The following is a 25,764-nucleotide window of genomic DNA, read 5'->3' as shown; positions in this document are numbered from 1 at the left end:
CGACGCGCTCAGGCCGCGCGCGACTCGGCGAGCGCGGCGAGCGCCTGGGTCACGGCGCCCCAGCCGTCGAAGAAGCCGAGCTGCTCGTGACGATCCCGCGTCGCCGGGTCGGCATGCCGCACCACCACGCGGTACTCGGTGCCGTCCGGGTGCTCGTCGAACACGATCTCGGCCGTCATGGCCACGGGCTCGGGCGATGCGGGGTGCCAGCTGCTGTCGATCGCGTTCGAGAACACGATCCGCGCGCCGTCGTCCACGACCAGGAACACCCCGTCGGTGTGCGGGACGAACGCCGACCCGTCGTCGCTCATGCTGGTGACGAATGCGCCGCCCGGGCGCACGTCGAGCTTCTCGACGCGTGCGACGGTGGGCGCGGGCACCCACCACTGGGCCAGCTGGGCGGGGTCGGTCCAGGCCCGCCACACCACGTCGCGCGGGGCGCGGATCACGCGGTCGAGGGTCAGGTCGAGGCGGGGATCGATGTCGGTCATGACTGCTCCTGGGATTGGCGGTTCGTAGAGGATTCGGGGATCCCGGGGGACCCGGTGACGAAGTCGGCGAGGCGGTCTGTGCGCTCCTCCCACACACGCCGCTGCTCGGCGAGCCAGCCGTCCACGAGCGCGAGCCGTTCGGGGTCGAGCGTGCACATCCGCACACGACCGGACTTGGCGGTCCTCACCAGTCCGGACGCCTCGAGCATCCGCACGTGCTTGAGGAACGACGGCAGCGTGATCGCGAACGGACGAGCCAGTTCGCTCACACTCGCGGGCCCCTCGCCCAGGCGCCGGATCACCGCGCGGCGGGTGGGGTCGGCGAGGGCGACGAACACCTCGTCGAGCGGCGCATACTTAGCCATACGGGTAAGTATGCGCCTGCCGATCACTTAGCGCAACGGCAAAGCTTTGCCGCGCGGTCTCGGCTGCGCCCTCACCGGCCACCCGCATCCGAGCGGTCTCGCAACCGAACGTGTGGTCCCCCGTCCCTCACACCTCGTGGGCCAGCGGGAACCAATGCCTCTCGGCCAAGGGCGACCCGTAGCCCAACGGGAGCCACACGCCGTCGACGACCGGCATCCCGTCGACCCGCCACACACCGAAGTAGGCCGAGGGGACGGGCCAGGGATAGTCGGAGGCTGCTCGCACCACGGTGTTGCGGACGGCGCCCACGAACTGTGCCCGACCGCCGGGCCCGGCGATCTCGTCCACCAGCTCGCCGACCGCTCGACGCCCGCGGGGGTCGGCGGCTCCGACCGCCCGCGTGGGGATGTCCAGCTTTCCGGCGCCGTCGCGCGGCACGCAGAACGCGCGTCCGCCGTCGACGATGAGGACGCGGACCAGGCACATCGGCGCGGGCGGCTCCGTTGCGCAGACGACGTCCGCCCGCCCACCGGGTGGCAGCCAGGGCGCTGACGAGTAGCTGTGGAGCAGCATCTCGTCAGCGCGGGGCTCATCCATCGAGCACCCGCTCCAGCTGCCCGAGCGCACGGATGCTCACGACGTCGCCGTCCGAGAGCGCCTGGTGCCCTCCCTCGAAGTGCACGAACCGCGTGCCGAGCTCGCGGGCGATCTCGAGATCATGATCGGTGTCGCCGATGAGCAGCACGTCGGCCGGCTCGTACCCGGTGCCCTCCAGCCACGCGGCGATCACGTCCCGCTTCGAGGCGCGGTGCGCGTCGGTGATGCTGAGGATCCGGTCGAACGAGCCGGCAAGTCGGTGCGGGCGAAGCTGCGCTTCCAGGAGCGGCGCGAGCGTCGCGGACGCGAGCACCTGCGCGATCCCCCGCGAGCGCACTCGGTCGAGCGCCTCTCGTGCACCTCCGTGCAGCGGCACGTCGGTCGTGTCCGCGGTGAGCAGCTCCAGGTACCGGTCGACCGCTGCCCGGTACTCCCCCGGTTCTATGCCGACGTCGGCATAGAACAGGTCCAGTGGGAAGCGGAACACCGCGCGATAGGCGGCGGCGTCCGCGATCCGTGGCCTGCCGAAGTCGGCGAGCATCAGATTCATCACTCGCAGGCATCGCGCCACATCGTCGAGCAGCGTGCCGTTCCAGTCCCAGCACACCGCCTTCACCGTCATCGCGCCAGCGTAGCCGTGGTCACCGACGTGACTCCCGCCGGACGAAGTTGCCGAGCGCGTGGTCGCGCAGCGGAACGTCTGCCGCGAGTTCTGCGGCCGCTGCCACCTGCAGCGCAAGCACGCGCTTGATCGCCGCTGCCCGACGCATGCGCGCCGGCGAGAAGTCCCGGGCGAGATCCGCCGCCGGGTAGAAGCCGATCAACGGTGCGAGATCGGTCTCGGGCTCACCCACACCGGCGTTGTCGGGGTCGATGAGGGCCGCACCGGCCGTAGCGAGCAGGATGTTGTGCGGCCCGAGATCCCCGTGCACCGCCACCGCCGGCTCCGGAGCATCGTGCACGACGATCTCCACTGCGGTGCGGACCGCCCGCCGCAGCCGAGCGTCCCACCCCGCGGTGATCTCGTCGACGATGGTCGGCCACATGTCGCCGCCGCACCACGCCCGCGGTCCGAGCGACGGCGGCAGCAGCGGCGGGACGACCGACGCGAGCTCTTCCAGCAGCGGCAGCAGCACGCCGCGGTCGACGTGCCAGTCGCCGTGTCGCATGGGCTCGCCGGCCATGAGCTCGCACGAGTAGGCAGACCATCCGTCGCCGTGGACCGCACCGCGCGCGATGCCCGGCGTACGAACCGCGAGAGGCAGCCTCGAGAACCATCGCATCGCGTCGGCCTCCCTCGTCACCGCCTCGCGGTGATCACCGCCCACGCGCACGCGCAGCACGCCCGATCCGCCGCACAGTGCGACGAAGTGGAACGCGCCGTTCACCCACGTCGCCCGTTCGAGGTCGGTGTCGGGGAAGGCCGCCGACAACGCGTCGAGCACCGTGCCAGGCAGGCCCGCGAGCGTGCGGCCCACGTCAGCCGATCTGCTCGGTGAGCTCGAACCAGCGCTCCTCGACGCCGTCGCGCTCCTTCTCGAGATCGGTGATGCGTGCCATCTCGACGCCGAGGCCGACGTAGTCGGACTGATCGTGGTCGGCCAGCGCCGTGCGGGCCGCGCCGATCTGCGACTCCAGCTTCTCCAGGCGGCGCTCCAGCGCAGCGACCTCCTTCTGCGCGGCGCGCAGCTCGGCTCCCGACAGCGAGGGGGACGTGGATGCCGGGGGCCCGGCATCCACGGCCCTTCCGGTTCCTGAGCCTGTCGAAGCGCGTTCGCTCAACGACCGCGCTCTGAGTCGCAGGTACTCGTCGACGCCGCCGGGAAGGTGGCGGAGGTGTCCGTCGAGGATCGCGTACTGCTGGTCGGTGACGCGCTCGATGAAGTACCGGTCGTGCGACACGACCAGGAGGGTGCCGGGCCAGGAGTCCAGGAGGTCCTCGATGGCAGCCAGCATGTCGGTGTCGAGGTCGTTCGTGGGCTCGTCGAGGATGAGCACGTTGGGCTGCTCGAGGAGGATCAGCAGCAGCTGCAGGCGCCGCTTCTGCCCGCCCGACAGGTCCTTGACCGGCGTGGACAGCTGCGCGCTCTGGAAGCCCATGCTCTCCAGCAGCTGTCCAGGGGTCAGCTCCTGCGCCTTCGAGCCGCTGCCGAACGTGTACGTCGTGCGCAGCCGCGAGATGACGACGCGCACCGGGTCGTCGAGGTGCTCCTCGAGCTCGTCGAGGCGCTGCGTGAGCGTCGCGACCTTCACCGTCTTGCCGCGCTTGACCCGGCCCGCCGTGGGCTCGACGTCGCCCGCGACCAGGCCCAGCAGCGTCGACTTGCCGGCGCCGTTGACGCCGAGGATGCCCGTGCGCTCTCCCGGGGCGATGCGCCACTCGACGGGATGCAGCACCTCGCGGCCGTCGTACGACACCGCCGCGTCGAGCAGGTCGACGACATCCTTGCCGAGGCGGGAGACGGCGAGCGAGCGGAGCTCCGTCGCGTCGCGGATCTCGGGCACGTCGGCGATGAGCACGTTGGCCGCGTCGATGCGGAACTTCGGCTTCGACGTGCGGGCGGGGGCGCCGCGGCGCAGCCACGCCAGCTCTTTGCGCGCGAGGTTCTGGCGGCGCTGCTCGATGACCGCGGCCTGGCGGTCGCGCTCGACGCGCTGCAGGATGTACGCCGCGTAGCCGCCTTCGAAGGGCTCGACGATGCGGTCGTGCACCTCCCATGTGGTGTTGCAGACCTCGTCGAGGAACCATCGGTCGTGGGTGACGACGAGCAGGCCGCCCTGACTGGCGGGCCAGCGCCGCTTGATGTGGTCGGCGAGCCACGCGATCGCCTCGACGTCGAGGTGGTTGGTGGGCTCGTCGAGGAAGATCACGTCGTCGTCGCCGACGAGCAGCGCCGCGAGAGACACGCGCCGGCGCTGCCCACCCGACAGACCGGCGATCGGGCCGTCCCACGCGAGGTCGCCGAGCAGCCCCGCGATCACCTCCCGGGTGCGCGCATCACCCGCCCAGTCATGCTCGGGGCGGTCGCCGACGACCGCCTGGCGGACGGTCATCGCGTCGTCGAGCGTGTCGGACTGGTCGAGCACGCCCACGCGGACACCTCCGCGCACCGTCACCCGACCGCTGTCGGGCTGGAGCCTGCCTGCCAGCATCGCGAGCAGCGAGCTCTTGCCGTCGCCGTTGCGGCCGACGACGCCGATGCGATCGCCCTCGTCGATGCCGAGCGACACCCGATCGAAGACGACCTTGGTCGGGAACTCGAGGTGCAGGGCTTCGGCCCCCAGAAGATGTGCCATGTCCCTTCCAGGCTAGGCGAGTGCAGCACCCCCGCGCGCCGCACTCCGGCGCACGCGAGTGCCCGCTCGCGACTTCAGTACCAGATGCTGAGGCGGGGCGCCGTGTGCCAGCCCAGCACCCGGCTCGCGGTCGCGACGGCTTCGGACGAGCGGGATGCCGCGTCGCCGTGCTCCACCCAGACACGGCCTGCGGCTGCCAGGGTCGCGACCGACACCCCGCCGAGGTACGTCGCCGACAGTTCGGCGACGCCGAGGCGCAGGACGACGGCATCCACCGACTCGCCGTCGTCGAGACGACGGACGCGGCCCGTCCCTTCGGCGGAGGTCTCGAGCAGGTAGCGTCCTGCCGCGATGCCGAGCGGATCCGACACGTCCAGCACCAGGCGACCCGCTGCGGCGTAGCGGCGCGTCTCGAGCGCCGCGACGACGTCGAGGATGCGGACGTACTGGTGGTCGCGGATGCTGATCTTCGCCGCACGCTGGTCCGCGATCATCCACAGCAGCGGCTCGTCGACCGCGAGGTTCTCGGCGTTGACCTCGGCGACGAGATCCAGCTCGAGGAGGAAGCGCCACAGCGCCGCGTACGCGTCGTCCGTCTCGGCCACGAGATAGTGGACGCGCACGGTCCCCTTGGTGAAATCGGCCTCGTTCTCGTGGACGGCGTAGACCGCGGCGCCGCGGACCTCGCCCGCCGCATCGGCGTACTGGATCGCGCGCTTCTCACCGGTCCGCTCCGCGGCGGGATTCGTGCCGGCGAAGAGGTCCCAGAAGCTGCCCGCGATGTCGATCTCGCCCGCCGAACCGCGCCGGACGCGGTCGTGCAGCACCGGCATGAGCTCGCGCACGCGATCGCGCGGGATGAAGTCGACGCGGCCGTCCGGTCGCGGGCCGGTCCACGCCGCCCGCCTCGTCTCGATCGTCCACGCCGCCGCCGCGGCGGCGGGCGCGAAACCGTACCGTCCGTACAGGGGGGACTCGCTGACCGTGAGCATCGCCACCGGCACTCCGGCGTCGCGCGTGGCGCGCAGCTCGCCCTCGAGCATCGACCGGGCGACACCCCGGCGGCGGTGGGTCGGCGCCACGGTGACGGACGAGATCGCGCACGACGGGATCACCGCGCCGCCGGGCACGGTGAGCTCGCCGATCCACGACGCGATCGTCGCGACCGGTGCATCGGTCACGGGGGCCTGCGGGTCGTACACGCCGGTCACGCGGCGGTAGCCGCTGCGCTCGCGCGAGGCGGCGACCTGCTCGGGCGACCGCTCCGCGTCCTGGAAGCCTCGCGCTGCGGACTGCAGCCAGCCCGCATAGTCGTCGCCGTCGACGGCGACGCGGCGGTAGTCCAGTCCACCCGCCGCGAGTCGCAGGCGCGACTCCTCGTCGACCGCGCCGGCGCGGAACGCCGCGCGGTCGGACTCCGCCGCGCCCTGCGGTGCGCTCTCGGACGTGCTCATGGATGTTCCTCTCGAAGACGGTGAGTGGATGCCTCGGCCGCCGCTCAGGCCGGCACCACGCGAGCGCCGGCGACGGGCCCGTGCACGTGGAGCGCCTCGTATCCCGCCGCTGACAGTGTGATCTGCAGTTCCAGCGCCGACTCGGGGTCGACGGTCAGGAACGCCAGTGTAGGACCCGACCCCGACACCATGCCCGCGAGCGCTCCGGACTCCTCGCCCAGCTCCAGCGCCTGGCGCAGTTCGGGCCGCAGCGACAGCGCAGCCACCTGCAGGTCGTTGCGGGTGTGCTCCGCGAGCGCGATGGGATCCCCGGCGCGCAGCGCGTGGAGAACACCCGCCGCGACCTCGGGCACCGCGCCGGACGTCCGGATGTCGGGGCGGGTGCGCAGCTCGTCGAGGTGCGCGTACACCTCGGGTGTCGACAGCCCGGCGTCGGAGGGCACCACCACCCAGTCGAAGCGTCCCTTGGCCAGGGCGGGGCTCAGCTGGTCGCCGCGGCCGGTGCCGATCGCCGTCCCGCCCATGAGGGCGAAGGGCACATCGGCCCCCAGGCGTGCCGCGAGCTTGTGCAGCTCGGCCGTGCCGAGCTCCGCACCCCACAGCGCATCGCACGCGACGAGGGCGGCCGCGGCATCCGCGGATCCGCCGCCCATCCCTCCCGCGACCGGGACGTGCTTGACGATGTCGAGGTGCACCCCGCCGGTGTGCCCGATGCGCTGGGCGACCAGGCGAGCGGCGCGCACCGCGAGGTTGCGGTCGTCGGCGGGCACCCCCGAGACGTCGACCGTTCCCGAGATCGAGACCGTGAACTCGTCGGACGGCGAAGCCCACACGTCCTCGAACAGCGAGACCGCCTGGTACGCCGAGGCGACGTCGTGGTATCCGTCGTCCTGCACGCCGCCGACCTCGAAGAAGAGGTTGAGCTTGCCGGGCGCCCGCACGCGGACGCCCTCGGCGGCGAGAGCCTGGCTCACCGGTTCGCCGATTCCGCCCAGAGGTCCACGTCGATGCCGTCCGACAGGGCGTCGATCCGCTCCTGCTCCTCCGTCGTGAAGGCGGGGCCGTCCAGCGCCTTGAGGTTCTCGTCCAGCTGCGCCGGCCGGGACGCGCCGATGAGAGCGGATGCCACCACGGGATCGCGCAGCACCCACTGGATCGCCATCTGGGCGAGCGACTGCCCGCGCTCCTTCGCGATCACATCGAGGCCACGGAGCGTCGCGAGCCCCTTCTCGCTGAGCGGGCCCTTCGGCAGCGATCCGCGCTGCTGCGCGCGCTCGGCCGTCCCGCCCCCGAGGTACTTGTCGGTGAGCAGACCCTGGGCGAGAGGCGTGAACGCGATGGCGCCCATGCCCTCCTGCTTCAGCACACCGGTGAGCCCGTCCTCGACCCAGCGGTTGAGGATCGAGTACGCGGGCTGGTGGATGACCAGGGGCGTGCCCAGCGAGCGGGCCACCGCGGCGGCCTCGGCGGTCCGCTCCGCGCTGTACGACGAGATGCCGACGTAGAGCGCCTTGCCCTGGCGGACGAGCGTGTCGAGGGCGCCGACCGTCTCTTCGATGGGGACGTCGGGGTCGACGCGGTGCGAGTAGAAGATGTCGACGTAGTCGATGCTCATGCGCGTCAGCGACTGCTCCGCGCTCGCGAGGAGGTACTTGCGCGAGCCGCCGTTGCCGTAGGGGCCGTGCCACATGTCGTAGCCGGCCTTCGACGAGATGATCAGCTCGTCGCGGTACGGCGCGAAGTCCTCGCGCATCATGCGCCCGAAGTTCGTCTCGGCGGTGCCGTACGGCGGGCCGTAGTTGTTCGCCAGGTCGAAATGCGTGATGCCGCGGTCGAACGCGTGACGCAGCAGCCCCCGCTGGTTGTCGAACGGGATGTTGTCGCCGAAGTTCCACCACAGGCCGAGCGACACGGGCGGGAGCGTGAGACCCGAGGTGCCGACGCGGCGGAAGTCGGAGCCGGCGTAGCGGTCGTCGGCGGCGGTGTACGGGCGGTGGAGGTCTCCGCCGCGGGACAGATAGCGGTCGTCTTCGGTCACCGGTCCAGGCTATCGGCGTCGGCCGTCGTTCGCAGGGAGCCGCCGACCCGTTCCTCACTGCACATCGGCGACCCGGTTGTCAATGGGCACCCCCGGAAACGTCGTCGTAACGGAGGCTCCTTATCGTTTCCTCACCGGCGCATTCGTCGCCGGCCACCGGCGGGACCGCCAGAAGGAGGTACGCATGACTCTCTTGTCTGCGCTGTCGCACACCGCTGCACCCTCGAGCGTGCTCCTGGACCGGGGTGATGTCGTCGTCGACCGCGGGATCCTGCACCTCGTGCACGACGACGTCGCGCCGCACGAGGCGCGGGAGGCCGACCTGCTGCTGGTCGCCGACACCCTGGAGGCTGCGGGCGTCGACCTGCTCCTCATCCGCCACGACCGCTCCGAACCCGCCCTCGTCGTCGACACCCGGCAGCGCGAGGTCGCCCTGGAAGCCCTCGCCGCCGTGTGCACGCGCGAGCCGCTGTACCTGAAGTCCAAGGGGCGCGCGCCGGCGCTCGCGTGCGATGCCGAGCCGACCGGTGACGGTCCCTCGTTCGTGCGCCTGTACCGGCCGCGCATCACGGCATCCGGATCGCTGCGGTACGGGCCGTCGCTCGGCGTGCCGCTGGAGTTCTGGCGGTTCGGCGCCGACGTCGTCCAGGCGCCGCGCGACAACGCGCTCACCCGGCGGCACACGCCGGTCGAGGACATCGCATATGCCGACGTCGAGCGGCACGGGCGGACCTGGCGCACGATCGCCGGCATGTTCGACCCGCACCCGCTGGATGTCACCGAAGACATCGACATCGTCTTCTCGTGGGTCGACGGGTCCTCCAGCGAGTTCCAGCGTCAGCGTGCCGCGCAGCTGTCGGCGTACCAGGTCGGTCAGGGTGACGACGGCCCCGCGCGCTACCGGCAGGTCGACGAGCTGCGCTACGCGCTGCGCAGCGTCCACATGCACGCGCCGTGGATCCGCCGCATCTTCATCGCCACCGACTCCCCCGCGCCGGCATGGCTGCGGGAGCACCCCAAGGTCACGATCGTGCGCAGCGAGGAGTTCTTCGCCGATCCGGCGGTGCTCCCCACGCACAACTCGCACGCCGTGGAAGCGCAGCTGCACCGCATCCCCGGGCTCGCCGAGCACTTCCTGTACTCCAACGACGACATGTTCTTCGGCCGGGCGGTGGACCCGGGCATGTTCTTCACGCCCGGCGGCGTCACCAAGTTCGTCGAGTGCGAGGTCCGCATCGGCGCCGGCGATCCGGCGCTGCACCGCAGCGGCCACGACAACGGCCTGCGCGTGAACCGCGCCCTCCTGCGCGGGCGGTTCGGACGCACCATCGTGCGCGACCTCGAGCACTGCGCGGCGCCGCTGCGCAAGAGCGTCATGGCCGAGCTCGAGCAGGCCTTCCCGGACGACTTCGCGCGGACAGCGGCATCCCGGTTCCGCTCGGCGACGGACATCTCGGTGACCAACAGCCTCTACCACTACTACGCCCTGCTCACCGGGCGGGCCGTGGCCACGCGGGCGCCGCGCGTGCGCTACGCGCAGACGACCATGGCATCGGGCGTGCGCCTGATGGAGCGACTGGCCGAACGCCGGGACGCCGACATGTTCTGCCTCAACGACGGCGGAGAGGCCGAGGTGCCCGAAGAGATCCGCGTGCAGGCGATCCGCGGCGCGCTGGAGCGCATGTTCCCGGTGCGCGCGCCGTGGGAGCGCGACGAGCTCAGTGAAGCACGGGAATCGGCGCGGTCGGCGCATCCCTCGGTGCGACGATCGGCGCAGTCTCACCCGACGGCATGATGCCCGCGGCGCGCAGGCGCCGCTGCGACTCCTCGGCGTCGATGTGCTCCAGGGTGCGGGGGACGTCGATCGGCACCACCGAGTGCACGACGGTCCGGTCGTACACGTGCACGAGATTGAACGCCCGCGCGCCGTCCTGCGGCCGTGTTCCCCCGACCGGGACGGTCAGGTCCTGCGCGTAGCACGTGGAGGATGCCACCGACACCGGGATCCCCGCGAACGTCGCGAAGGTCGAATAGTGCAGGTGGCCCGCGATGATCCCGCGAACGTCGGTGCCGCGCAGCACCTCGGCCAGACGGTCCTGGTCGCGCAGCTCGACGCTCGCCGCGAGCGGCAGGACGCTGGGCACCGGCGGGTGGTGCATCGCGAGGATGGTCCCGAGCGGCGCGGGCGTGGCGAGCACCCGGCTCAGCCACGCGAGCTGAGCGTCGCGGAGCTCGCCGTGGTGGCGGCCGGGGACCGTCGTGTCGAGCGTGACCACGCGCAGACCGTCCAGCTCGTCCACGCGGTCCACGGGGCGGAGGTCGGCCGCCTCGTCCAGCAGCGCCGGACGGAACGCGGCACGGTCGTCGTGGTTGCCCATGACCCACAGGATGCGCGCGCCGATCCGCGCGGCGAACGGCTCGACGAGGGCACGCAGCCGCTCGTAGGCGAGCGGTTCGCCGAGGTCGACGAGGTCACCGGTGAAGACCACGGCATCGGGCCGCACGCCGCTGGCCTCGATGACGCGGATCGCCGACGCCAGATGCTCCTCGCCGTCGACCGTGCCGAACAGCTGCGGCGTGGACGGCGCGCGGAGGTGGGTGTCGCTCAGGTGGAGAAGGACGCGTTCGGGGGCCGGGTACTCGGCGGTGCGCATGGCTGATGACTCCGGTCCGCCGGGTGGCGAGCTGCCTGTGTAACCGGACCGGCGAACGCTCGCAGGTTACCCGACGCGCCCGAACAGAACCCGACGACGCGGTGGAGATCCGCCGAACGCCCGGTGACGGGTCACGCCGGCGCGCTCACGCCCGCCGCCTGCGCGATGCGCACGTAGTCGTCGACGGTGAGCTCTTCGCCGCGCGCCGTCGGCGCCACCCCGGCGCGCTCCAGGACGACGGATGCCTCGGCCGCCGTCCCTCCGAGCACGCCTGAGAGCGCCTGCCGGAGCATCTTGCGACGCTGCTGGAAGGCGGCGTCGACGATGCGGAACGTGCGCACGCGCAGCTCCTCGTCGCCGCGCGGCTCGGCGTCGCGGTGGAAGCCGACCAGCACGCTGTCGACGTTGGGCACGGGCCAGAAGACTTGGCGCGAGACGGTGCCGGCCAGCCGCCACGGGCCGTACCAGGCGGCCTTGACGCTGGGGGCGCCGTAGGTCTTCGATCCTGGCGCGGCGGCGAGACGCTCGCCGACCTCCGCCTGGACCATGACGACCCCGCGCTGCAGGCCCGGGAAATGCTCCAGGAAGTGCAGCAGCACCGGCACGCTGACGTTGTAGGGGAGGTTCGCGACCAGCACGGCCGGATCGCCCGGCAGCTCGGTGACCCGCAGCGCATCGGCGTCGACGACCGTCAGGGCGCCGTCGGCGACGCCGTGCGAGGCGGCGGTCGCGGGCAGCCGCTCGGCGAGGCGGTGATCGATCTCGACGGCGGTGACCGATGCGCCCGCCTCGAGGATCGCGAGGGTCAACGAGCCGAGGCCGGGCCCCACCTCGACCACGCGGTCGCCCGGCTGCACCTCGGCGACGTGCACGATCTTGCGCACGGTGTTGGCGTCCACGACGAAGTTCTGCCCGAGCTTCTTGGTCGGGGTGACGTCGAGGTCGGCGGCGAGCGCGCGGATCTCGGCCGCGCCGAGCAGTGTCACGGGCATGCCTCCACAGTACCGACGGGATGCCGGCGGCCGCGGCATCCACCCGCCGTCCACGTCGCTCTGGCACATGCCGACTCGCGCGCGCAAGGCCTCGCACCGGTCCCGGGCGACCGCTAGCGTGACCACCATGAACACGACCGGCACGATTCCGGCGGACGCCTTCTCGCTCCGCAGCCCCTACGGCCGTCGCGCGATCGGACTGTCGGTCGCAGCCGCGGTGGGCGGCTTCCTGTTCGGGTTCGACTCGTCGGTGATCAACGGCGCCGTCGACTCGATCTCGAAGGACTTCGCCCTCAACGACGTCATCACCGGCTTCGTCGTCGCGATCGCGCTGCTCGGCTGCGCGGTCGGCGCGATCATCGCGGGCAACCTGTCGGACCGCTGGGGCCGGCTGCGCGTGATGTTCCTCGGCGCCATCATGTTCTTCGTCTCGTCGATCGGGGCCGGTCTCGCGTTCTCGCCGTGGGACCTCGCGCTGTGGCGCGTCATCGGCGGTCTCGGCATCGGCATCGCGTCGGTCGTCGCCCCGGCGTACATCGCCGAGATCGCACCGCGGCAGATCCGCGGCGGCCTCGCCTCGCTGCAGCAGCTCGCGATCACGCTCGGCATCTTCGCGGCGCTGCTGTCGGACGCGCTGCTCGCGAACGCGGCCGGCGGCGCCGACAACGTGCTGTGGTTCGGGCTCGAAGCCTGGCGGTGGATGTTCCTCGTCGGGGTGATCCCGTCGGCCGTGTACGGCATCCTCGCGTTCACCCTCCCCGAGTCGCCGCGCTTCCTGCTCTCCAAGGGCCGTCGCGATGAGGCGCGGGCGATCTTCGCGCGCCTCATGCCGCCCGCGGACCTCGATCAGTCCATCCGCGAACTGCAGAACGCCATCGAGGCCGACCGCAAGAACTCCGGCGTCTCGATTCGCGGCCCGGTGCTGGGCCTGCAGCGGATCGTGTGGGTCGGCATCATCCTGTCGGTGTTCCAGCAGTTCGTCGGCATCAACGTGATCTTCTACTACTCGACGAGTTTGTGGCAGTCCGTCGGCTTCGACGAGAGCGACTCGTTCACCATCAGCGTCGTCACGTCGATCACGAACGTGCTGGTCACGCTCATCGCGATCTTCCTGGTCGACCGCGTCGGCCGTAAGCCGATCCTGCTCACGGGCTCGGTGATGATGACGGTCTCGCTCGGTCTGATGGCCCTGTGCTTCGTGTTCTCCGAGACGAACGCCGACGGCGCCGTGACGCTCCCCGCCCCGTGGGGTCCGATCGCGCTCATCGCGGCGAACGTGTTCGTCGTCGGCTTCGGCGCCTCGTGGGGTCCGCTGGTGTGGGTGCTGCTCGGCGAGATCTTCCCCAGCCGGATCCGCGGCAAGGCGCTGGGTGTGGCAGCGGGCGCCCAGTGGATCGCGAACTTCCTCATCACGATCTCGTTCCCGGCCATGTCGTCGTGGTCGCTGCCCCTCACGTACGGCATGTATGCGCTGTTCGCGGCGCTGTCCTTCATCTACGTCCTCTGGCGCGTACCCGAGACGAAGGGCATGGACATCGAGCAGACCGAGACCCTGTTCGTGCACCGCAAGGACGCGCCCGCGACCAGCTGAGGCCGACGCGCTGGCGTGGGCTCCTGGTCCCATAAGATGCTGGGATGCCCTCGCTCGGCGAACTGATCGCTCCACGCCGCCTGGGCAGGGACTTCCGCTGGCTGCTGGCGTCGTCGTGGACCAGCAACCTCGGCGACGGGATCGCGCTGTCGGCCGCGCCGCTGCTCATCGCGTCGATGACGTCGTCGCCGGTGCTGGTGGCATCCGGTGCCATGATGCAGTTCCTGCCGTGGCTGCTGTTCGGCCTCCTCGCCGGGTCGGTCGCCGACCACCACGACCGGCGCCGGCTCGTGATGCTCGCCAACGGCCTCCGGGCCGTCATCGTCGGAGCGCTGGTGGTGTTCCTCGTGACGGGGCACGCGAGCGTGTGGATCGTGCTCGCGACGGCGTTCCTGTACGGCACCGCCGAGGTCTTCGCCGACTCCGCCGGCAGCACGCTGCTGCCCATGATGGTGCGCCCCGCCGACCTCGGCATCGGCAACGCCCGCATGCAGGCCGGCTACCTGGTCGCCAACCAGCTCGCCGGGCCACCGCTGGGCGCCTTCCTGTTCGCGGTGGGCTCGTTCTGGCCGTTCCTGCTGCAGATCCTGTGCGTGACGCTCGCGGTCGTGCTGATCTCGCGGATCTCGCACACCCCGATCCCCGAGAAGGATGCCGGCGCCACCGGTGCCGCGACGGTGAACGCCGACGGCACCCCGGTGAAGCCGCATCCGATCCGCGAGGGTCTCCGGTGGCTGCGTCACAACGCGCCGGTGCGCACGCTCGTGCTCATCATCCTGGTGTTCAACGTCACGTGGGCCGCGCCCTGGAGCGTCCTGGTGCTGTACGCCACCGAGCACCTGCACATGGGCGCCATCGGCTACGGCGCCCTCACCACCGCGTCGGCCCTCGGCGGCATGGTGGCGGTCTTCTCGTTCGGCTGGCTCGAGAAGCACGTGTCGTTCTCGACGCTCATGCGCGTGTGCCTGTCGCTGGAGGTGCTCATGCACCTGTCGTTCGCGCTCACGACGAACGGCGTCGTCGCCCTGGTCATCATGTTCGGCTTCGGGCTCTACGCGTTCGTGTGGGGCACGATCTCGACGACGGTGCGCCAGCGCCTCGTGCCGATCTCGCTGCAGGGCCGCATCGCGTCGGTCAACATGGTGGGCGTCTTCGGCGGTCTCGTCATCGGACAGCTGCTGGGCGGCCTCATCGCGCAGACCTGGGGTCTGACGGCGCCGTGGTGGTTCGCATTCGCGGGCTCGTTCGTCACCCTGCTGCTGGTGTGGCGGCCGATCCGCAACATCGCCGCGGCCAAGCCTGTGCTGGATGCGGACGAGGCGGACGACGTCGCCGACAAGGATGAGCCCGGGGCAGGCGGGCGCCCGCTGATCGACTGACCGCGCCCGGGGTCTCGGACCGGTTCAGCCCTGGAGCCCGCCTCCGCCGTCCAGGAATGCTCGCAGGAGCAGCCCCACGCCGCCCTCGAACTCCACCCCGGTCAGCCGCGGCGCCCGCAGCACCTCGGTGAAGCCCCACCGTGTGTGCAGCTCGATCGACGCACGGTTCTGCACGTTCACGACGTAGAACGCCTCGTCGCTGCGCGCCCCGATCCACTGCAGGCGGGCATCGGTCAGCGCTGTGGCGATGCCGCGTCGACGCCACGCCGGATCGACCGTGATCCCGGCGAGGTAGTGCCCGGCCGGAGCAGGATCGGCCACGTCGAGGTGATGGTGGGTCTTGGCCCATCCGGCCACGGCCGGCCCCTCCGCGCCCTCCAGGACCGCGACCAGCACGCAGCGGTCGGGATCGGCGATCGCGCGGCGGTAGCCCTCGGCGCTGCCCACCGATCCCGCCGAGCGACCGGCCGCGAGCTCGATCCGCAGGATCGCCTCGACATCGCCCCTCGTCGCCGGTCGCAGCGAGACAGGCGCGGCGGGCCGGCCGCCGGCGTCGGGCTCATACGTCGCGAAGCCGGTCACGGCGCCGCCCGGTCACCCCGCACGGCCGCGACCAGGTCCGGCCACATCGCGTCGAGGCGTGCCACCCACGGCCCGGCGAAATCGGAGCGGTAGCGCGCCCGCACGTCGTCGAGTGTCACCCACTGCGAGGCGGCGACCTCGTCGGGGTCGAGCATCAGCGTCCGCGGGTCGACGTCATGGGCGACGTACAGGTCGAACAGCGCGGAGCGCTCGAGGCAGCGCCCGACGAACACCAGCGACGCGCTCGACGCGCGCAGCCCGGTCTCTTCCCGCAGCTCGCGTGCCGCCGCCTCGCGGCTGGTCTCGCCCGCCAGGGCGCTGCCCGCCGCGAACTCCCACTCCAGCGCGAAGTCCTTCACGGCCGCGCGCTGCGAGATCAGGACCCGTCCGTCCTCGCGCACGGCGCACACCGACGACACGACGTGATACTGCCCCGAGGGAAGACCCGGGTCGCCGCGGCGATGAGTGATGCCGAGAGGGATGCCGGCGGCATCCGTCACGTCCCACAGTTCGTCGTCCACGGACCGAACCTAGTCCTCGAACGCGCCGTACACCTCGAGCGTGTTCGCGGCGACCTGCGCGCACAGCTCGTCGACGTCGACGCCGAGCTCCGCCGCCATGAACCGCACCGTGACCGGGACGAGGTACGGGGCGTTCGGGCGTCCGCGATGCGGCGTCGGCGTGAGGAACGGCGCGTCGGTCTCGACGAGGATGCGATCGCGAGGGATCACCGCGAGCGCGTCGCGCAGGTTCTGCGCGTTCTTGAAGGTGACGTTGCCGGCGAACGACAGCCAGTACCCGCGCTCCCCCGCCACGCGCGCCATGTCGGCGTCGCCCGAGAAGCAGTGGAACACGGTCCGCTCCGGCGCGCCGACGCGCGCGAGGGTCTCGAGCACGGCGTCATGCGCGTCGCGGTCGTGGATCTGCATCGCGATGCCGTGCTTGTTCGCGAGCGCGATGTGCGCCTCGAAGCTCTCGAACTGTGCCGGGCGTCCGTCGTCGTCGGTGCGGAAGAAGTCCAGACCGGTCTCGCCGATCGCCCGCACGCGCGGCTGCGCGGCCAGTTCGTCGATGACGCCGATCGCCTCGTCGAGGCGGCCGGCTGCGGCGTAGGCGGGCGCCTCGTTCGGGTGGATCGCGACGGCCGCGAGGACGCGGGGATGGGATGCCGCGGCCCACGCCGACCAGCGGCTCGACTCGATGTCGCCGCCGGCCTGCACGACGCCGATCACGCCGGCTCCGCCCGCGCGCGTCAGCTGCTCGTCGAGCGACAGACCGACGCCGTCCTCGATCTCGAGGTGCGCGTGGTTGTCGTACACCGGCACCGCGAGGGGCTCGGGCGCGTCGGGGTAGCTGACGTCGCGCGAGCCCTTCTCGCGCGTGCGGACGTACTGCGAGGGGTCCGCCCCCTCCGCCGGGTACGGCACGGGCGCCTCGGTCATCAGGCCGTCTGCTCGACGCGCGGGAACAGCGGCGCGAGGCCGTTGACCGACGTGCCGGGCCTCAGCACACCCCAGCCGCCCGCCTCGCGCAGCGGCTGGTCCTGCAGCCGGCCGAGCGACTCCGCCGCGCCGAGTGCGATCCAGAGCTTCTCGGTGGACTGCGGCATCACCGGCGACAGCAGGACAGCGAGCGCGCGCAGGCCCTCGGCGGCCGTGTACAGCACGGTGCCCAGACGCGCGCGCTGCGCCTCGTCCTTGGCGAGCGCCCACGGCTCGTTCGCCGTGATGTACAGGTTCAGCGCGTCGACGATGGTCCAGATCGACGAGATCGCCTCGTCGATGCGGAAGCGCTCCATCGCCGCGTCGGCGGCGGTCGCGGCATCCGCCACCGTCCGCTGGATCGCCAGGTCACCCTCGAGATAGTCGGCCGCAGGCGGCACGACGCCTTCGAAGTACTTCTCGATCATGGCGGTCGTGCGCGACGCGAGGTTGCCGAAGCCGTTGGCGAGCTCGGCCTGATAGCGGGCAGACAGGTCCTCCCAGGAGAACGAGCCGTCCTGACCGAACGCGATCGCCGACAGGAAGTAGAAGCGGTAGGCGTCCGAGCCGAAGACGTCGGTGATCTCGGTGGGCGCGATGCCGGTGAGCTTCGACTTCGACATCTTCTCGCCGCCGACGAGCAGCCACCCGTGCGCGAAGACGCCGCGCGGCACCTCGAGGCCCGCGGCCATCAGCATCGCGGGCCAGATGACCGCGTGGAAGCGCAGGATGTCCTTGCCGACCACGTGGTACGCGGGCCACCGGCGCGCGAACTCCTCGGGGTCCGTCCCGTAGCCGATGGCGGTGGCGTAGTTCAGCAGCGCGTCGACCCACACGTAGATGACGTGCTGCTCGTCCCACGGCACCGTGATGCCCCAGTCGAACGCCGAGCGCGAGATCGACAGGTCCTTCAGGCCGTTCTTCACGAACGAGACGACCTCGTTGCGGGCCGAGTCGGGGCGCACGAAGTCCGGGACCGTCGCGTACAGCTCCAGCAGCTTGTCCTGGAACTCGCTCAGCTTGAAGAAGTAGTTCTTCTCCTGCAGCAGCTCCAGCGGCTTCGAGTGGATCGCGCAGACCTTGAGGCCCTCGAACGCCCCCGTGCCGTCGACGATCTCGGACTCGGGCTTGAACTCCTCGCAGCCGACGCAGTACAGCGCCTCGTACTCGCCCGCGTAGATGTAGCCGCGGTCGTAGATGGCCTGCACGAACTGCTGCACGCGCTCCTCGTGGCGCTGCTGGGTCGTGCGGATGAAGTCGTCGTTGGCGACGTCGAGCGTCTTCAGCAGCGGGAACCACGACTCGGTGACGAGCTTGTCGACCCACTCCTGCGGCGTCACGCCGTTGGCCGAGGCGGCGCGCATCATCTTCTGGCCGTGCTCGTCGGTGCCCGTGAGCATCCAGGTGTCGTCGCCCGCCTGGCGGTGCCAGCGCGCGAGCGTGTCGACCGCCACGGTCGTGTAGCCGTGGCCGATGTGGGGCACGTCGCTCGGGTAGTAGATCGGCGTCGTGATGTAGAAGGACTGGCGGCCGGAAGTCACCAGGAGAGTCTAGTTCGAGTGGATGCCCCGCCCGGCGCTGTGACCACGGCCCCGGATCCACGCCCGCCCGGCGGGACGAACGTAACAGTCAGGCGCTGCCCCGGACCACCAGCGTCGTGGGCAGCGTGATCGGCTGGGGCTGTGCGCCGGCGATGACCTCCAGCAGGAGCGAGACCATCTCGTCGCTGATGCGCTCCCACGGCTGGCGCATCGTGGTGAGCGGCGGCTCGTGCGTGGCGGCGAGGCCGGAGTCGTCGAAGCCCGCGACCGCGATGTCCTCGGGCACCCGCAGTCCTGCTCTGCGCAGTGCGGCGATCGCGCCGGCGGCCATGAGGTCGCTCGCGGCGAACACCGCGTCGATGTCGGCGGAGCGCTCCAGCAGCGCCGTCATCGCGACCGCCCCGGACTCCTGGCTGTAGTCGCCTTCCTCGACGAGGGCGGCGTCGAAGTCGTCCCCCATCTCCTCCTCGAAGCCGACGAGCCGGTAGCGCCCGCCCGGCGTGTCGTGGGGCCCGGCGATCATGGCGATGCGGCGGTGCCCCCGCGAGCGGAGGTAGCGCGTCATCTCGCGCGCCGAGCCGATCTCGTCCACCGACACGGTCGGGACGTGCGCGCTGTGCCCGAGAGGGATGCCGCAGCAGACGGTGGGCACGCCGGCCTCCAGCAGCTGCTCGAGCAGCGGGTCCGCCTCGTGCGACGAGATGAGCAGCACGCCGTCGACGTGGCCCGCGCTGACGAAGGTCGCGACACCGGCGCGTTCGGCGGGCGTGCCCGCGACCAGCAGCACGAGGGTCATCGACCGCTGGGCGAGCGCCTCGGCCGCGCCGCGCAGCAGCAGGGCGAAAGTCGGGTCCTGGAAGAGCAGGTGCTGCGGCTCGGTGAGCAGGAACGCGAGCGAGCCCGCCCGCCCGGTCGCCAGGCTCCGTGCGGCGTGGTTGGCGGTGTAGCCGGTGCGGCGGATCGCGTCCTCGACGGCCGAGCGCGCGTCCGGCGACACCCAGTGCCCGCCGTTGATGACACGCGAGACAGTTCCGCGCGAGACCCCCGCGGCCGCTGCGACGTCGCGGATCGTCGGCTTGCGCCGTGCGGTCGTCTCTTCCACGACGAGTGACTCTACCGGGCTCCGGGCAGGAATCGCCCGCCGACACGATGACCACCTGTGACCGGTCACAGTTGCGTAACGGTTGCCGACGGGACCGTGCGGTGCGGGATCCGCTCGAGCAACACTGTGACCGGTCACAGTCGCTGTGGCCAGCCGCCCCGGCCACGGCCGGCGCACGAGCCCTGCACCCGACCCGATGGAGCGTCCATGACCTCGCCCGACCCTTGGCCCGAGATCCGGGGAATCGCGTACGGCGGCGACTACACCCCCGAGCAGTGGCCGAAAGAGGTGTGGCGCGAAGACGTCGCCCTCATGCGGGAGGCCGGGGTGAACCTCGTCAGCGTGGGCATCTTCGCGTGGGCGCTCATCGAGACCTCCGAGGGCGTGTTCGACTTCGCGTGGCTGGACGAGCTCCTCGACCTGCTGCACGAGAACGGCATCTCGGTCGATCTCGGCACGCCGACCGCGTCGCCCCCGGCCTGGTTCTTCGCACAGCACCCCGACGCCCGCGTCGTCACGCGCGACGGCGTCACGCTGGGCTTCGGCGCCCGCGGCATGGCCTCTCACTCCTCGCCCGCGTACCGTGCGGCCGCCGTGCGCATCGCGTCCGCGCTGGCCGAGCGCTACGGCGACCATCCGGCCGTCGTGCTGTGGCACGTGCACAACGAGTACGGCGTACCCGTCGGCGAGGACTACTCCGAGCAGTCGGTGCGCGCCTTCCGCGGGTGGCTGCAAGACAGGTACAGCACTCTCGACGGCCTCAACGCCGCGTGGGGCACCGCGTTCTGGGGCCAGCACTACGGCGACTGGGATCACGTCGGCGCGCCCGCCGCCGCGCCCTCCGTCGTGAACCCCGCGCAGCGCCTGGACTTCGCGCGCTTCACCGACCACCAGCTGCGGCAGTGCTTCATCGCCGAGCGCGACGCGATCCGCGTCCACGCGTCGCAGCCGATCACGACGAACTTCATGGCCAACCAGAGCTGGACGACCGACATGTGGGCGTGGGCGCGCGAGGTCGACATCGTCTCGGACGACCACTACCTCGTCGCCGCCGACCCCGAGGGCGAGATCGGCCTCGCGATCGCGGCAGACCTGTCGCGCTCGGTCGGTGGGGGCAAGCCGTGGATCCTCATGGAGCACTCGACGTCGGCCGTCAACTGGCAGCCGCGCAACGTGGCCAAGCGCCCGGGCGAGCTGGCCCGCAACTCGCTCACCCACCTCGCTCGCGGCGCCGACGCCATCCTCTTCTTCCAGTGGCGCGCATCGCGCTCAGGTGCCGAGAAGTTCCACTCCGCGATGATCCCGCACGCCGGGACGACGTCGCGGGTCTGGCGCGAGGTCGTCGAGCTCGGCGACGCGCTCGGGCGCCTGGACGAGGTGCGCGGCTCACGCGTGGCCGCCGACGTCGCCGTGCTGTGGGATTTCGAATCGTTCTGGGCGCAGGATCTGGAGTGGCGTCCGTCGGTGGACGTGTCGCACGCCGAGCGCATCCGCTCCTTCTACGAGCGCCTGTGGCGCGACGGCATCACGGTCGACTTCGCCCTGCCGGGTCAGGACCTCTCGGGCTACAAGCTCGTCGTCGCCCCTGCGCAGTATCTGCTCAGCGCCGCGGATGCCGCCAACCTCACGCGCTACGTCGCGTCGGGCGGGACGCTGGTCGTGTCGTTCTTCTCCGCCGTCGTGGACGAGAACGACGCGGTGCCGCCGGGCGGCTTCGTCGCGCCCCTGCGCGAGGCGCTCGGCGTCGTGGTCGAGGAGTTCCTGCCGCTGCGCGAAGGAGCCCGGCACGCCGTGCAGTGGCGCGGTGCGGCATCCCTCCTCGCCGACGCCTGGCAGGAGGACGTCGTCCTCGAAGGCGCCGAGGCCGTCGGCACGTATCTCGACGGGCCGGGCGCCGGCGGCGCCGCGATCACCCGTCACCCGCACGGCGCCGGTGTCGGCTGGTACCTCAGCACCCGATTGGATGCCGCCGCCCTGCGCACCGTGATGAGCGAGGTCTACGCCGACGCAGGCATCGTTCCGGCCGCGCACCCCGAGGGCCTCGAGGTCGTCGTCCGCCGCGGCGACGGCGCCGACTTCGCCGTCGCGATCAACCACCGCGACGAGCCCGCGGCGTTCGCGGCGACGGGCGTCGAGCTGCTCACCGGTTCCGCCGTGGACGGCACCCTCACCGTGCCGGGCGGCGGCGTGGCCGTCGTCCGCCTGGAACCCACCTCCTGACCCACACCTCCTGCATCACCCAACCGAAAGGAACACCATGCGCAAGCAGATCGCATTCGGAGCGCTGGCGCTCGCGGCAGCGGTCGTCCTCGCCGGCTGCGCCGGCGGATCGGCCGACGACGGCGACGACAGCAACGCCGACGGCAAGGGCGCCGAGCTCGTCATCTGGACCGACGAGGAGCGCCAGGCCGCTGTCAAGGACGCCGCGAAGGCGTTCGAGGACGAGACCGGCGCCACCGTCAAGATCGTCAAGAAGAACTTCGAGGACCTCCGCAACGACTTCATCGCGCAGGTCCCCACCGGCAAGGGCCCCGACATCACCGTCGGCGCCCACGACTGGCTGGGCGCACTCGTGGCCGCCGGCGTCGTGGACACCATCGACCTCGGCGACAAGGCGTCGGAGTTCGAGCCCGTCGCCCTCGAGGCGATGACGTACGACGGGCAGCTGTACGCCCTGCCGTACTCGCTGGAGACGATCGCCCTCGTGCAGAACGCGGACCTCGTCGGCACCGACGCCCCCGCGACGTGGGACGACATGATCCAGAAGGGACTCGCCGCGGGCACCGAGCGCCCGTTCGTCATCAACACCAACGGCGAGACCGGCGACGGCTACACGATGTACGGCTTCCAGACCTCGTTCGGCGCCCCCGTGTTCGTGCAGGATGCGTCGGGCTCGTACACGACCGAGGTCGGCATGGGCGGCGCGGCGGGCGAGGCCTTCGCGCAGTGGCTCGGAGCCAACGGCAAGAACGGCACGGGCTACATCTCCACGACCGTCGACTACGACATCAACAACGAGCTCTTCAACACGGGCAAGGCGCCGTACACGATCCAGGGACCGTGGGCGATCAGCGCGTACCCGGACGTGAAGAACATCGTCGTCAACCCGATCCCGTCCGCGGGCGGCGAGCCGGCGGCGCCGTTCGTCGGTGTGCAGGGCTTCTACCTGAGCGCGCAGTCGAAGAACAAGCTGCTCGCGCAGTCGTTCCTCGTCGACTACCTCGGGACGGAGGAGGCGCAGCGCGCCCTCTACGAGGCCGACCCGCGCATCCCGGCGTGGTCGACGCTGGCCACCGAGGTCGCCTCCGACCCGATCATCGCGGGCTTCCTCGCGTCGGCGCAGAACGGCGTGCCGATGCCGAGCATCCCCGAGATGGGCTCGGTGTGGGACCTGTGGAACGCCGCCCAGTCGCAGATCATCAACGGCGCCGACCCCGTGTCGACGTGGAACCAGATGGTCACCGACGTCGAGACCGCGGTCAAGGGCTGAGCCCGCTGACCATCGGTCGCTGAGCGTGCCGAAGGGCGCTTGAACGAGCTCAGCGACCGGTCCCCGGCTCCGGGAGGCGGGCGAGTGCCTCTCCCCGTCTCCCGGACTCCATTCCCTCCCCTTCGCCAGACATCCTTCGACAGGAGCACCCCCATGACGGTGGACGCACCTCCGGCACCGCCGGCGACCACGGACGCCCCGCACCGCGAATCGCACGCGCGCCGCTGGCGCGGCCCCGGCTGGGGGTTCCTGGTCAAACTCGCCCTGATGGCCCTCGTGAACGCCTTCGGCGTCATGACGCTGCTGAGCGCCTTCCGCGCCGAGTCGTGGGTCGTCTTCGGCGGGATGCTGGTGCTGCTGCTGGCCGCCGACATCGTGTACTTCACGCGCCGGGCGCTGCCGCTGAAGTACCTGGTGCCGGGTCTGGTGTTCCTGCTGGTCTTCCAGGTGTTCATCTTCGGGTACACCGCGTACATCGCGTTCACGAACTACGGCACCGGCCACGCGGGCACGCAGGAGCAGGCCGTCGAGGCGGCCCTCATCCAGGGCGAGCGCCGCGTCGAGGACTCCCCTACCTACCCGCTCTCGGTGCTCCAGCGCGGTGACCAGCTCGGCTTCGCGATCGTGGACGACGGTGACGTGCTCGCGGGAACCGTCGACGAGCCGCTCCGCGAGGCGCGCGGGGCCGAGATCGGCCAGGCGGGCACGCCCACCGAGGTGCCCGGCTGGACCGTCGTGCCGAAAGCCACGGTCATCACCGACGCCGAGCTGCAGGCGCAGATCGCGGCGCTGCGCGTGCCCGTCTCCGACGACCCGAACGACGGCTCGATCCGCACGCGTGACGGCTCGACCGGCGCCGTCTACGAATCGACGCTGGTCTGGGATGCCGACGCCCAGACGATCACCGACACCACGACGGGCACCGTCTACACCGCCGACGACCGGGGGTCGTTCGTCGCCGAGGACGGCTCGGCCCTTCCCGCCGGCTGGTACGTCAACGTCGGGTTCGAGAACTTCCTGCGGATCTTCACCGACCCCGCCCTCGCCGGCACGCTGCTCTCGGTCACGGTCTGGACCTTCGTGTTCGCGACGCTGTCGGTGCTGCTGCCGTTCGCGCTGGGACTGATCCTCGCCATCATCTACAACGACGCGCGCATCAAGGGACGCCGGTTCCTGCGGACGCTGTACATCCTCCCGTACGCGTTCCCCGCATTCATGTCGGCGCTGCTGTTCCGCGGCATGTTCAACGCAGAGTTCGGCGTGATCAACGACCTCTTCTTCTTCGGCGCCCACATCAACTGGCTCGGCGACCCCTGGCTGGCGCGCGCCGCCGTCGTCTGGGTGAACCTGTGGCTCACCTATCCGTACTACTTCCTGGTGTGCACGGGCGCTCTCCAGGCGCTGCCGCAGGACACGCTCGAAGCAGCCGCGATCGACGGCGCCGGGCGCGCCCGGCAGCTGCGCTCGATCATCCTGCCGCTGGTGCTCGTGGCGACCGCGCCGCTGCTGATCTCGTCCTTCGCGTTCAGCTTCAACAACTTCACCGTCATCTACATGTTCAACAACGGCGGGCCGTCGATCCCGGGCGCGCCGTACGCCCTCGGCGCCACCGACATCCTCATCTCGGCGATCTACGACATCTCGGGGGTGTCGGGCGGCGCGGCCGACTACGGCCTCGCGAGCGCGCTGTCGATCCTCGTGTTCGCGGTGGTCGGCGGCATCTCGGCGATCGCGTTCCGTCAGACCCGCAAGCTCGAGGAGTTCCAGTGATGTCCACCGCCACGAGCGTCTCCGCCTCCCCCACGACCGCCGCGCCCGCACCCGCGCGCGACCCGCGTCGCGCCGCGCGCCGTCGGCGCTGGGTGCTGGAGGTCGGCTGGAAGTACCTGCTCGCGATCGTCGTCGTCTTCTACGCGATCTTCCCGCTCGTCTACGTGCTGTCGGCCGCGCTCAATCCGCACGGCACGCTGGCGGCGAGCAACGCCCTGTTCAGCGTCGTCGACCTGTCGAACTTCTTCGCACTGGGTCAGACGCAGTTCTGGACGTGGGCGGGCAACACGCTGCTGATCGGCGGCATCTCGTCGATCGGCGCGGTGCTGATGGGGGCGGCGGCCGCGTACGCGTTCTCGCGCTTCCGCTTCTCGGGCCGCCGCGCCGGCCTCACCGGGCTGCTCATCATCCAGATGTTCCCGCAGGCGCTCGCGTTCGTCGCGATCTTCCTGATGCTGCTGACCCTCGGCGAGGTGGCGCCGGCGCTGGGCCTCAACTCCAAGATCGCGCTCATCTGCGTGTACCTGGGCGGCGCGCTGGGCGTCAACACGTTCCTCATGTACGGCTTCTTCAACACCGTGCCGATCGAGATCGACGAGTCGGCCAAGATCGACGGGGCGACCCACGCCCAGATCTTCTGGCGGCTCATCATGCCGCTCGTGACGCCGATCCTCGCCGTCGTCGCGCTGCTCGCCTTCATCGCCGCGTTCGGCGACTACATCATCGCCAAGATCGTCCTCGTCTCGGAAGAGAACTGGACGCTGGCGGTGGGGATGTACCAGTGGGTCTCCAACCAGCTCGCCTCGAACTGGGGGCTGTTCGCGGCGGGTGCCGTGATCGCCGCGATCCCCGTGCTCGTCCTGTTCCTGTCGCTGCAGCGCTACATCGTCGGCGGCCTCACGGCGGGGTCCGTCAAGGGCTGACCCCGTCACGCCGGTG

General features: G+C 71.1%; 23 protein-coding genes. 7 read left to right on the top strand and 16 right to left on the bottom strand.

The window, feature by feature from the left end; genetic code table 11:
* Positions 1-8 precede the first annotated feature (8 nt).
* From FB391_RS08480 to FB391_RS08440, 9 genes are all read right to left on the bottom strand, one after another.
* The gene (locus FB391_RS08480) at positions 9-491 is read right to left on the bottom strand and encodes an SRPBCC domain-containing protein (protein ID WP_141894007.1); all 483 of its coding nucleotides are present in this window, start codon (positions 489-491) and stop codon (positions 9-11) included.
* A complete protein-coding gene (locus tag FB391_RS08475; RefSeq protein ID WP_141894006.1) occupies positions 488-856 on the bottom strand; it encodes an ArsR/SmtB family transcription factor in 369 nt (122 codons plus the stop codon). Before FB391_RS08475 ends, FB391_RS08480 begins: the two co-directional genes overlap by 4 nt.
* A 127-nt stretch (positions 857-983) precedes the next feature.
* On the bottom strand, positions 984-1,454 hold the full coding sequence (locus FB391_RS08470; RefSeq protein ID WP_246093422.1) for an NUDIX hydrolase: 471 nt from the start codon (positions 1,452-1,454) through the stop codon (positions 984-986).
* Entirely contained in the window at positions 1,447-2,076 is a 630-nt protein-coding gene (locus tag FB391_RS08465; protein WP_141894005.1) for an HAD family hydrolase, read from the bottom strand. Before FB391_RS08465 ends, FB391_RS08470 begins: the two co-directional genes overlap by 8 nt.
* Positions 2,077-2,095: 19 nt before the next feature.
* Positions 2,096-2,932, bottom strand: coding sequence for a phosphotransferase (locus FB391_RS08460; protein WP_185843006.1), 837 nt, complete (start codon positions 2,930-2,932; stop codon positions 2,096-2,098).
* A gap of 1 nt (position 2,933) precedes the next feature.
* The gene (locus tag FB391_RS08455) at positions 2,934-4,751 is read right to left on the bottom strand and encodes an ABC-F family ATP-binding cassette domain-containing protein (protein WP_141894003.1); all 1,818 of its coding nucleotides are present in this window, start codon (positions 4,749-4,751) and stop codon (positions 2,934-2,936) included.
* Positions 4,752-4,825: 74 nt separating this feature from the next.
* Complete coding sequence (locus FB391_RS08450) at positions 4,826-6,205, bottom strand: GNAT family N-acetyltransferase (protein WP_141894002.1); 1,380 nt, start codon at positions 6,203-6,205, stop codon at positions 4,826-4,828.
* Between the two features lie 44 nt (positions 6,206-6,249).
* Complete coding sequence (locus FB391_RS08445) at positions 6,250-7,179, bottom strand: 4-(cytidine 5'-diphospho)-2-C-methyl-D-erythritol kinase (RefSeq protein ID WP_141894001.1); 930 nt, start codon at positions 7,177-7,179, stop codon at positions 6,250-6,252.
* Complete coding sequence (locus FB391_RS08440) at positions 7,176-8,243, bottom strand: aldo/keto reductase (RefSeq protein ID WP_141894000.1); 1,068 nt, start codon at positions 8,241-8,243, stop codon at positions 7,176-7,178. Before FB391_RS08440 ends, FB391_RS08445 begins: the two co-directional genes overlap by 4 nt.
* A 184-nt stretch (positions 8,244-8,427) precedes the next feature.
* On the opposite strand from FB391_RS08440, the gene FB391_RS08435 reads away from it, so the two are divergent.
* Entirely contained in the window at positions 8,428-10,038 is a 1,611-nt protein-coding gene (locus FB391_RS08435; protein ID WP_141893999.1) for a stealth family protein, read from the top strand.
* On the opposite strand, the gene FB391_RS08430 is transcribed toward FB391_RS08435, so the two are convergent.
* Together FB391_RS08430 and rsmA are read right to left on the bottom strand one after the other, a co-directional pair.
* Positions 9,962-10,897 (bottom strand): phosphodiesterase, encoded by a 936-nt coding sequence (locus FB391_RS08430; RefSeq protein ID WP_141893998.1) that lies wholly within the window; start codon positions 10,895-10,897, stop codon positions 9,962-9,964. The genes FB391_RS08435 and FB391_RS08430 overlap by 77 nt on opposite strands.
* Positions 10,898-11,028: 131 nt before the next feature.
* Entirely contained in the window at positions 11,029-11,889 is an 861-nt protein-coding gene (gene rsmA / locus FB391_RS08425) for a 16S rRNA (adenine(1518)-N(6)/adenine(1519)-N(6))-dimethyltransferase RsmA (RefSeq protein WP_141893997.1), read from the bottom strand.
* A 127-nt stretch (positions 11,890-12,016) separates the two neighbouring features.
* Between rsmA and FB391_RS08420 the strand changes: the two genes are divergently transcribed.
* Together FB391_RS08420 and FB391_RS08415 are read left to right on the top strand one after the other, a co-directional pair.
* Entirely contained in the window at positions 12,017-13,480 is a 1,464-nt protein-coding gene (locus FB391_RS08420) for a sugar porter family MFS transporter (protein WP_141893996.1), read from the top strand.
* 44 nt (positions 13,481-13,524) lie between these two features.
* A complete protein-coding gene (locus FB391_RS08415) occupies positions 13,525-14,859 on the top strand; it encodes an MFS transporter (protein WP_141893995.1) in 1,335 nt (444 codons plus the stop codon).
* 24 nt (positions 14,860-14,883) lie between these two features.
* On the opposite strand, the gene FB391_RS08410 is transcribed toward FB391_RS08415, so the two are convergent.
* The 5 genes from FB391_RS08410 to FB391_RS08390 all read right to left on the bottom strand — a co-directional run bounded on the left by FB391_RS08410 (position 14,884) and on the right by FB391_RS08390 (position 19,565).
* A complete protein-coding gene (locus FB391_RS08410; RefSeq protein ID WP_246093421.1) occupies positions 14,884-15,441 on the bottom strand; it encodes a GNAT family N-acetyltransferase in 558 nt (185 codons plus the stop codon).
* Positions 15,438-15,962, bottom strand: a complete 525-nt coding sequence (locus FB391_RS08405) for an NUDIX hydrolase (RefSeq protein ID WP_141893994.1) — start codon at positions 15,960-15,962, stop codon at positions 15,438-15,440. Before FB391_RS08405 ends, FB391_RS08410 begins: the two co-directional genes overlap by 4 nt.
* A gap of 9 nt (positions 15,963-15,971) precedes the next feature.
* Positions 15,972-16,883 (bottom strand): TatD family hydrolase, encoded by a 912-nt coding sequence (locus FB391_RS08400; protein WP_141893993.1) that lies wholly within the window; start codon positions 16,881-16,883, stop codon positions 15,972-15,974.
* Positions 16,883-18,463 carry a methionine--tRNA ligase gene (gene metG / locus FB391_RS08395; RefSeq protein WP_141893992.1) on the bottom strand — a complete coding sequence of 527 codons (1,581 nt, stop codon included), beginning with the start codon at positions 18,461-18,463 and terminating at the stop codon, positions 16,883-16,885. The genes FB391_RS08400 and metG overlap by 1 nt, the downstream gene beginning before the upstream one ends.
* Positions 18,464-18,551: 88 nt before the next feature.
* Positions 18,552-19,565, bottom strand: coding sequence for a LacI family DNA-binding transcriptional regulator (locus FB391_RS08390; RefSeq protein ID WP_141893991.1), 1,014 nt, complete (start codon positions 19,563-19,565; stop codon positions 18,552-18,554).
* Positions 19,566-19,772: 207 nt separating this feature from the next.
* Between FB391_RS08390 and FB391_RS08385 the strand changes: the two genes are divergently transcribed.
* From FB391_RS08385 to FB391_RS08370, 4 genes are all read left to right on the top strand, one after another.
* Entirely contained in the window at positions 19,773-21,785 is a 2,013-nt protein-coding gene (locus tag FB391_RS08385; RefSeq protein ID WP_141893990.1) for a beta-galactosidase, read from the top strand.
* Between the two features lie 37 nt (positions 21,786-21,822).
* Positions 21,823-23,055, top strand: coding sequence for a sugar ABC transporter substrate-binding protein (locus FB391_RS08380; protein ID WP_141893989.1), 1,233 nt, complete (start codon positions 21,823-21,825; stop codon positions 23,053-23,055).
* 153 nt (positions 23,056-23,208) lie between these two features.
* The gene (locus FB391_RS08375) at positions 23,209-24,825 is read left to right on the top strand and encodes an ABC transporter permease subunit (protein ID WP_141893988.1); all 1,617 of its coding nucleotides are present in this window, start codon (positions 23,209-23,211) and stop codon (positions 24,823-24,825) included.
* On the top strand, positions 24,825-25,748 hold the full coding sequence (locus tag FB391_RS08370; RefSeq protein WP_141893987.1) for a sugar ABC transporter permease: 924 nt from the start codon (positions 24,825-24,827) through the stop codon (positions 25,746-25,748). Before FB391_RS08375 ends, FB391_RS08370 begins: the two co-directional genes overlap by 1 nt.
* The last annotated feature ends 16 nt before the right edge of the window (positions 25,749-25,764 follow it).

The sequence above is a fragment of the Microbacterium kyungheense genome (assembly GCF_006783905.1).
Taxonomy (GTDB): domain Bacteria; phylum Actinomycetota; class Actinomycetes; order Actinomycetales; family Microbacteriaceae; genus Microbacterium; species Microbacterium kyungheense.
This window is presented reverse-complemented; position numbering and strand designations above follow the sequence as displayed.

What these genes read in the sequence shown, in the direction of transcription:
- FB391_RS08465 (WP_141894005.1), bottom strand. Translation starts at nt 2,076, where the DNA reads ATGACGGTGAAGGCGGTGTGCTGGGACTGGAACGGCACGCTGCTCGAC.
- FB391_RS08400 (WP_141893993.1), bottom strand. Translation starts at nt 16,883, where the DNA reads ATGACCGAGGCGCCCGTGCCGTACCCGGCGGAGGGGGCGGACCCCTCG.
- FB391_RS08430 (WP_141893998.1), bottom strand. Translation starts at nt 10,897, where the DNA reads ATGCGCACCGCCGAGTACCCGGCCCCCGAACGCGTCCTTCTCCACCTG.
- FB391_RS08415 (WP_141893995.1), top strand. Translation starts at nt 13,525, where the DNA reads ATGCCCTCGCTCGGCGAACTGATCGCTCCACGCCGCCTGGGCAGGGAC.
- FB391_RS08385 (WP_141893990.1), top strand. Translation starts at nt 19,773, where the DNA reads ATGACCTCGCCCGACCCTTGGCCCGAGATCCGGGGAATCGCGTACGGC.
- FB391_RS08475 (WP_141894006.1), bottom strand. Translation starts at nt 856, where the DNA reads ATGGCTAAGTATGCGCCGCTCGACGAGGTGTTCGTCGCCCTCGCCGAC.
- FB391_RS08470 (WP_246093422.1), bottom strand. Translation starts at nt 1,454, where the DNA reads ATGGATGAGCCCCGCGCTGACGAGATGCTGCTCCACAGCTACTCGTCA.
- FB391_RS08450 (WP_141894002.1), bottom strand. Translation starts at nt 6,205, where the DNA reads ATGAGCACGTCCGAGAGCGCACCGCAGGGCGCGGCGGAGTCCGACCGC.
- rsmA (WP_141893997.1), bottom strand. Translation starts at nt 11,889, where the DNA reads ATGCCCGTGACACTGCTCGGCGCGGCCGAGATCCGCGCGCTCGCCGCC.
- FB391_RS08420 (WP_141893996.1), top strand. Translation starts at nt 12,017, where the DNA reads ATGAACACGACCGGCACGATTCCGGCGGACGCCTTCTCGCTCCGCAGC.
- FB391_RS08370 (WP_141893987.1), top strand. Translation starts at nt 24,825, where the DNA reads ATGTCCACCGCCACGAGCGTCTCCGCCTCCCCCACGACCGCCGCGCCC.
- FB391_RS08380 (WP_141893989.1), top strand. Translation starts at nt 21,823, where the DNA reads ATGCGCAAGCAGATCGCATTCGGAGCGCTGGCGCTCGCGGCAGCGGTC.
- FB391_RS08455 (WP_141894003.1), bottom strand. Translation starts at nt 4,751, where the DNA reads ATGGCACATCTTCTGGGGGCCGAAGCCCTGCACCTCGAGTTCCCGACC.
- FB391_RS08480 (WP_141894007.1), bottom strand. Translation starts at nt 491, where the DNA reads ATGACCGACATCGATCCCCGCCTCGACCTGACCCTCGACCGCGTGATC.
- FB391_RS08375 (WP_141893988.1), top strand. Translation starts at nt 23,209, where the DNA reads ATGACGGTGGACGCACCTCCGGCACCGCCGGCGACCACGGACGCCCCG.
- FB391_RS08435 (WP_141893999.1), top strand. Translation starts at nt 8,428, where the DNA reads ATGACTCTCTTGTCTGCGCTGTCGCACACCGCTGCACCCTCGAGCGTG.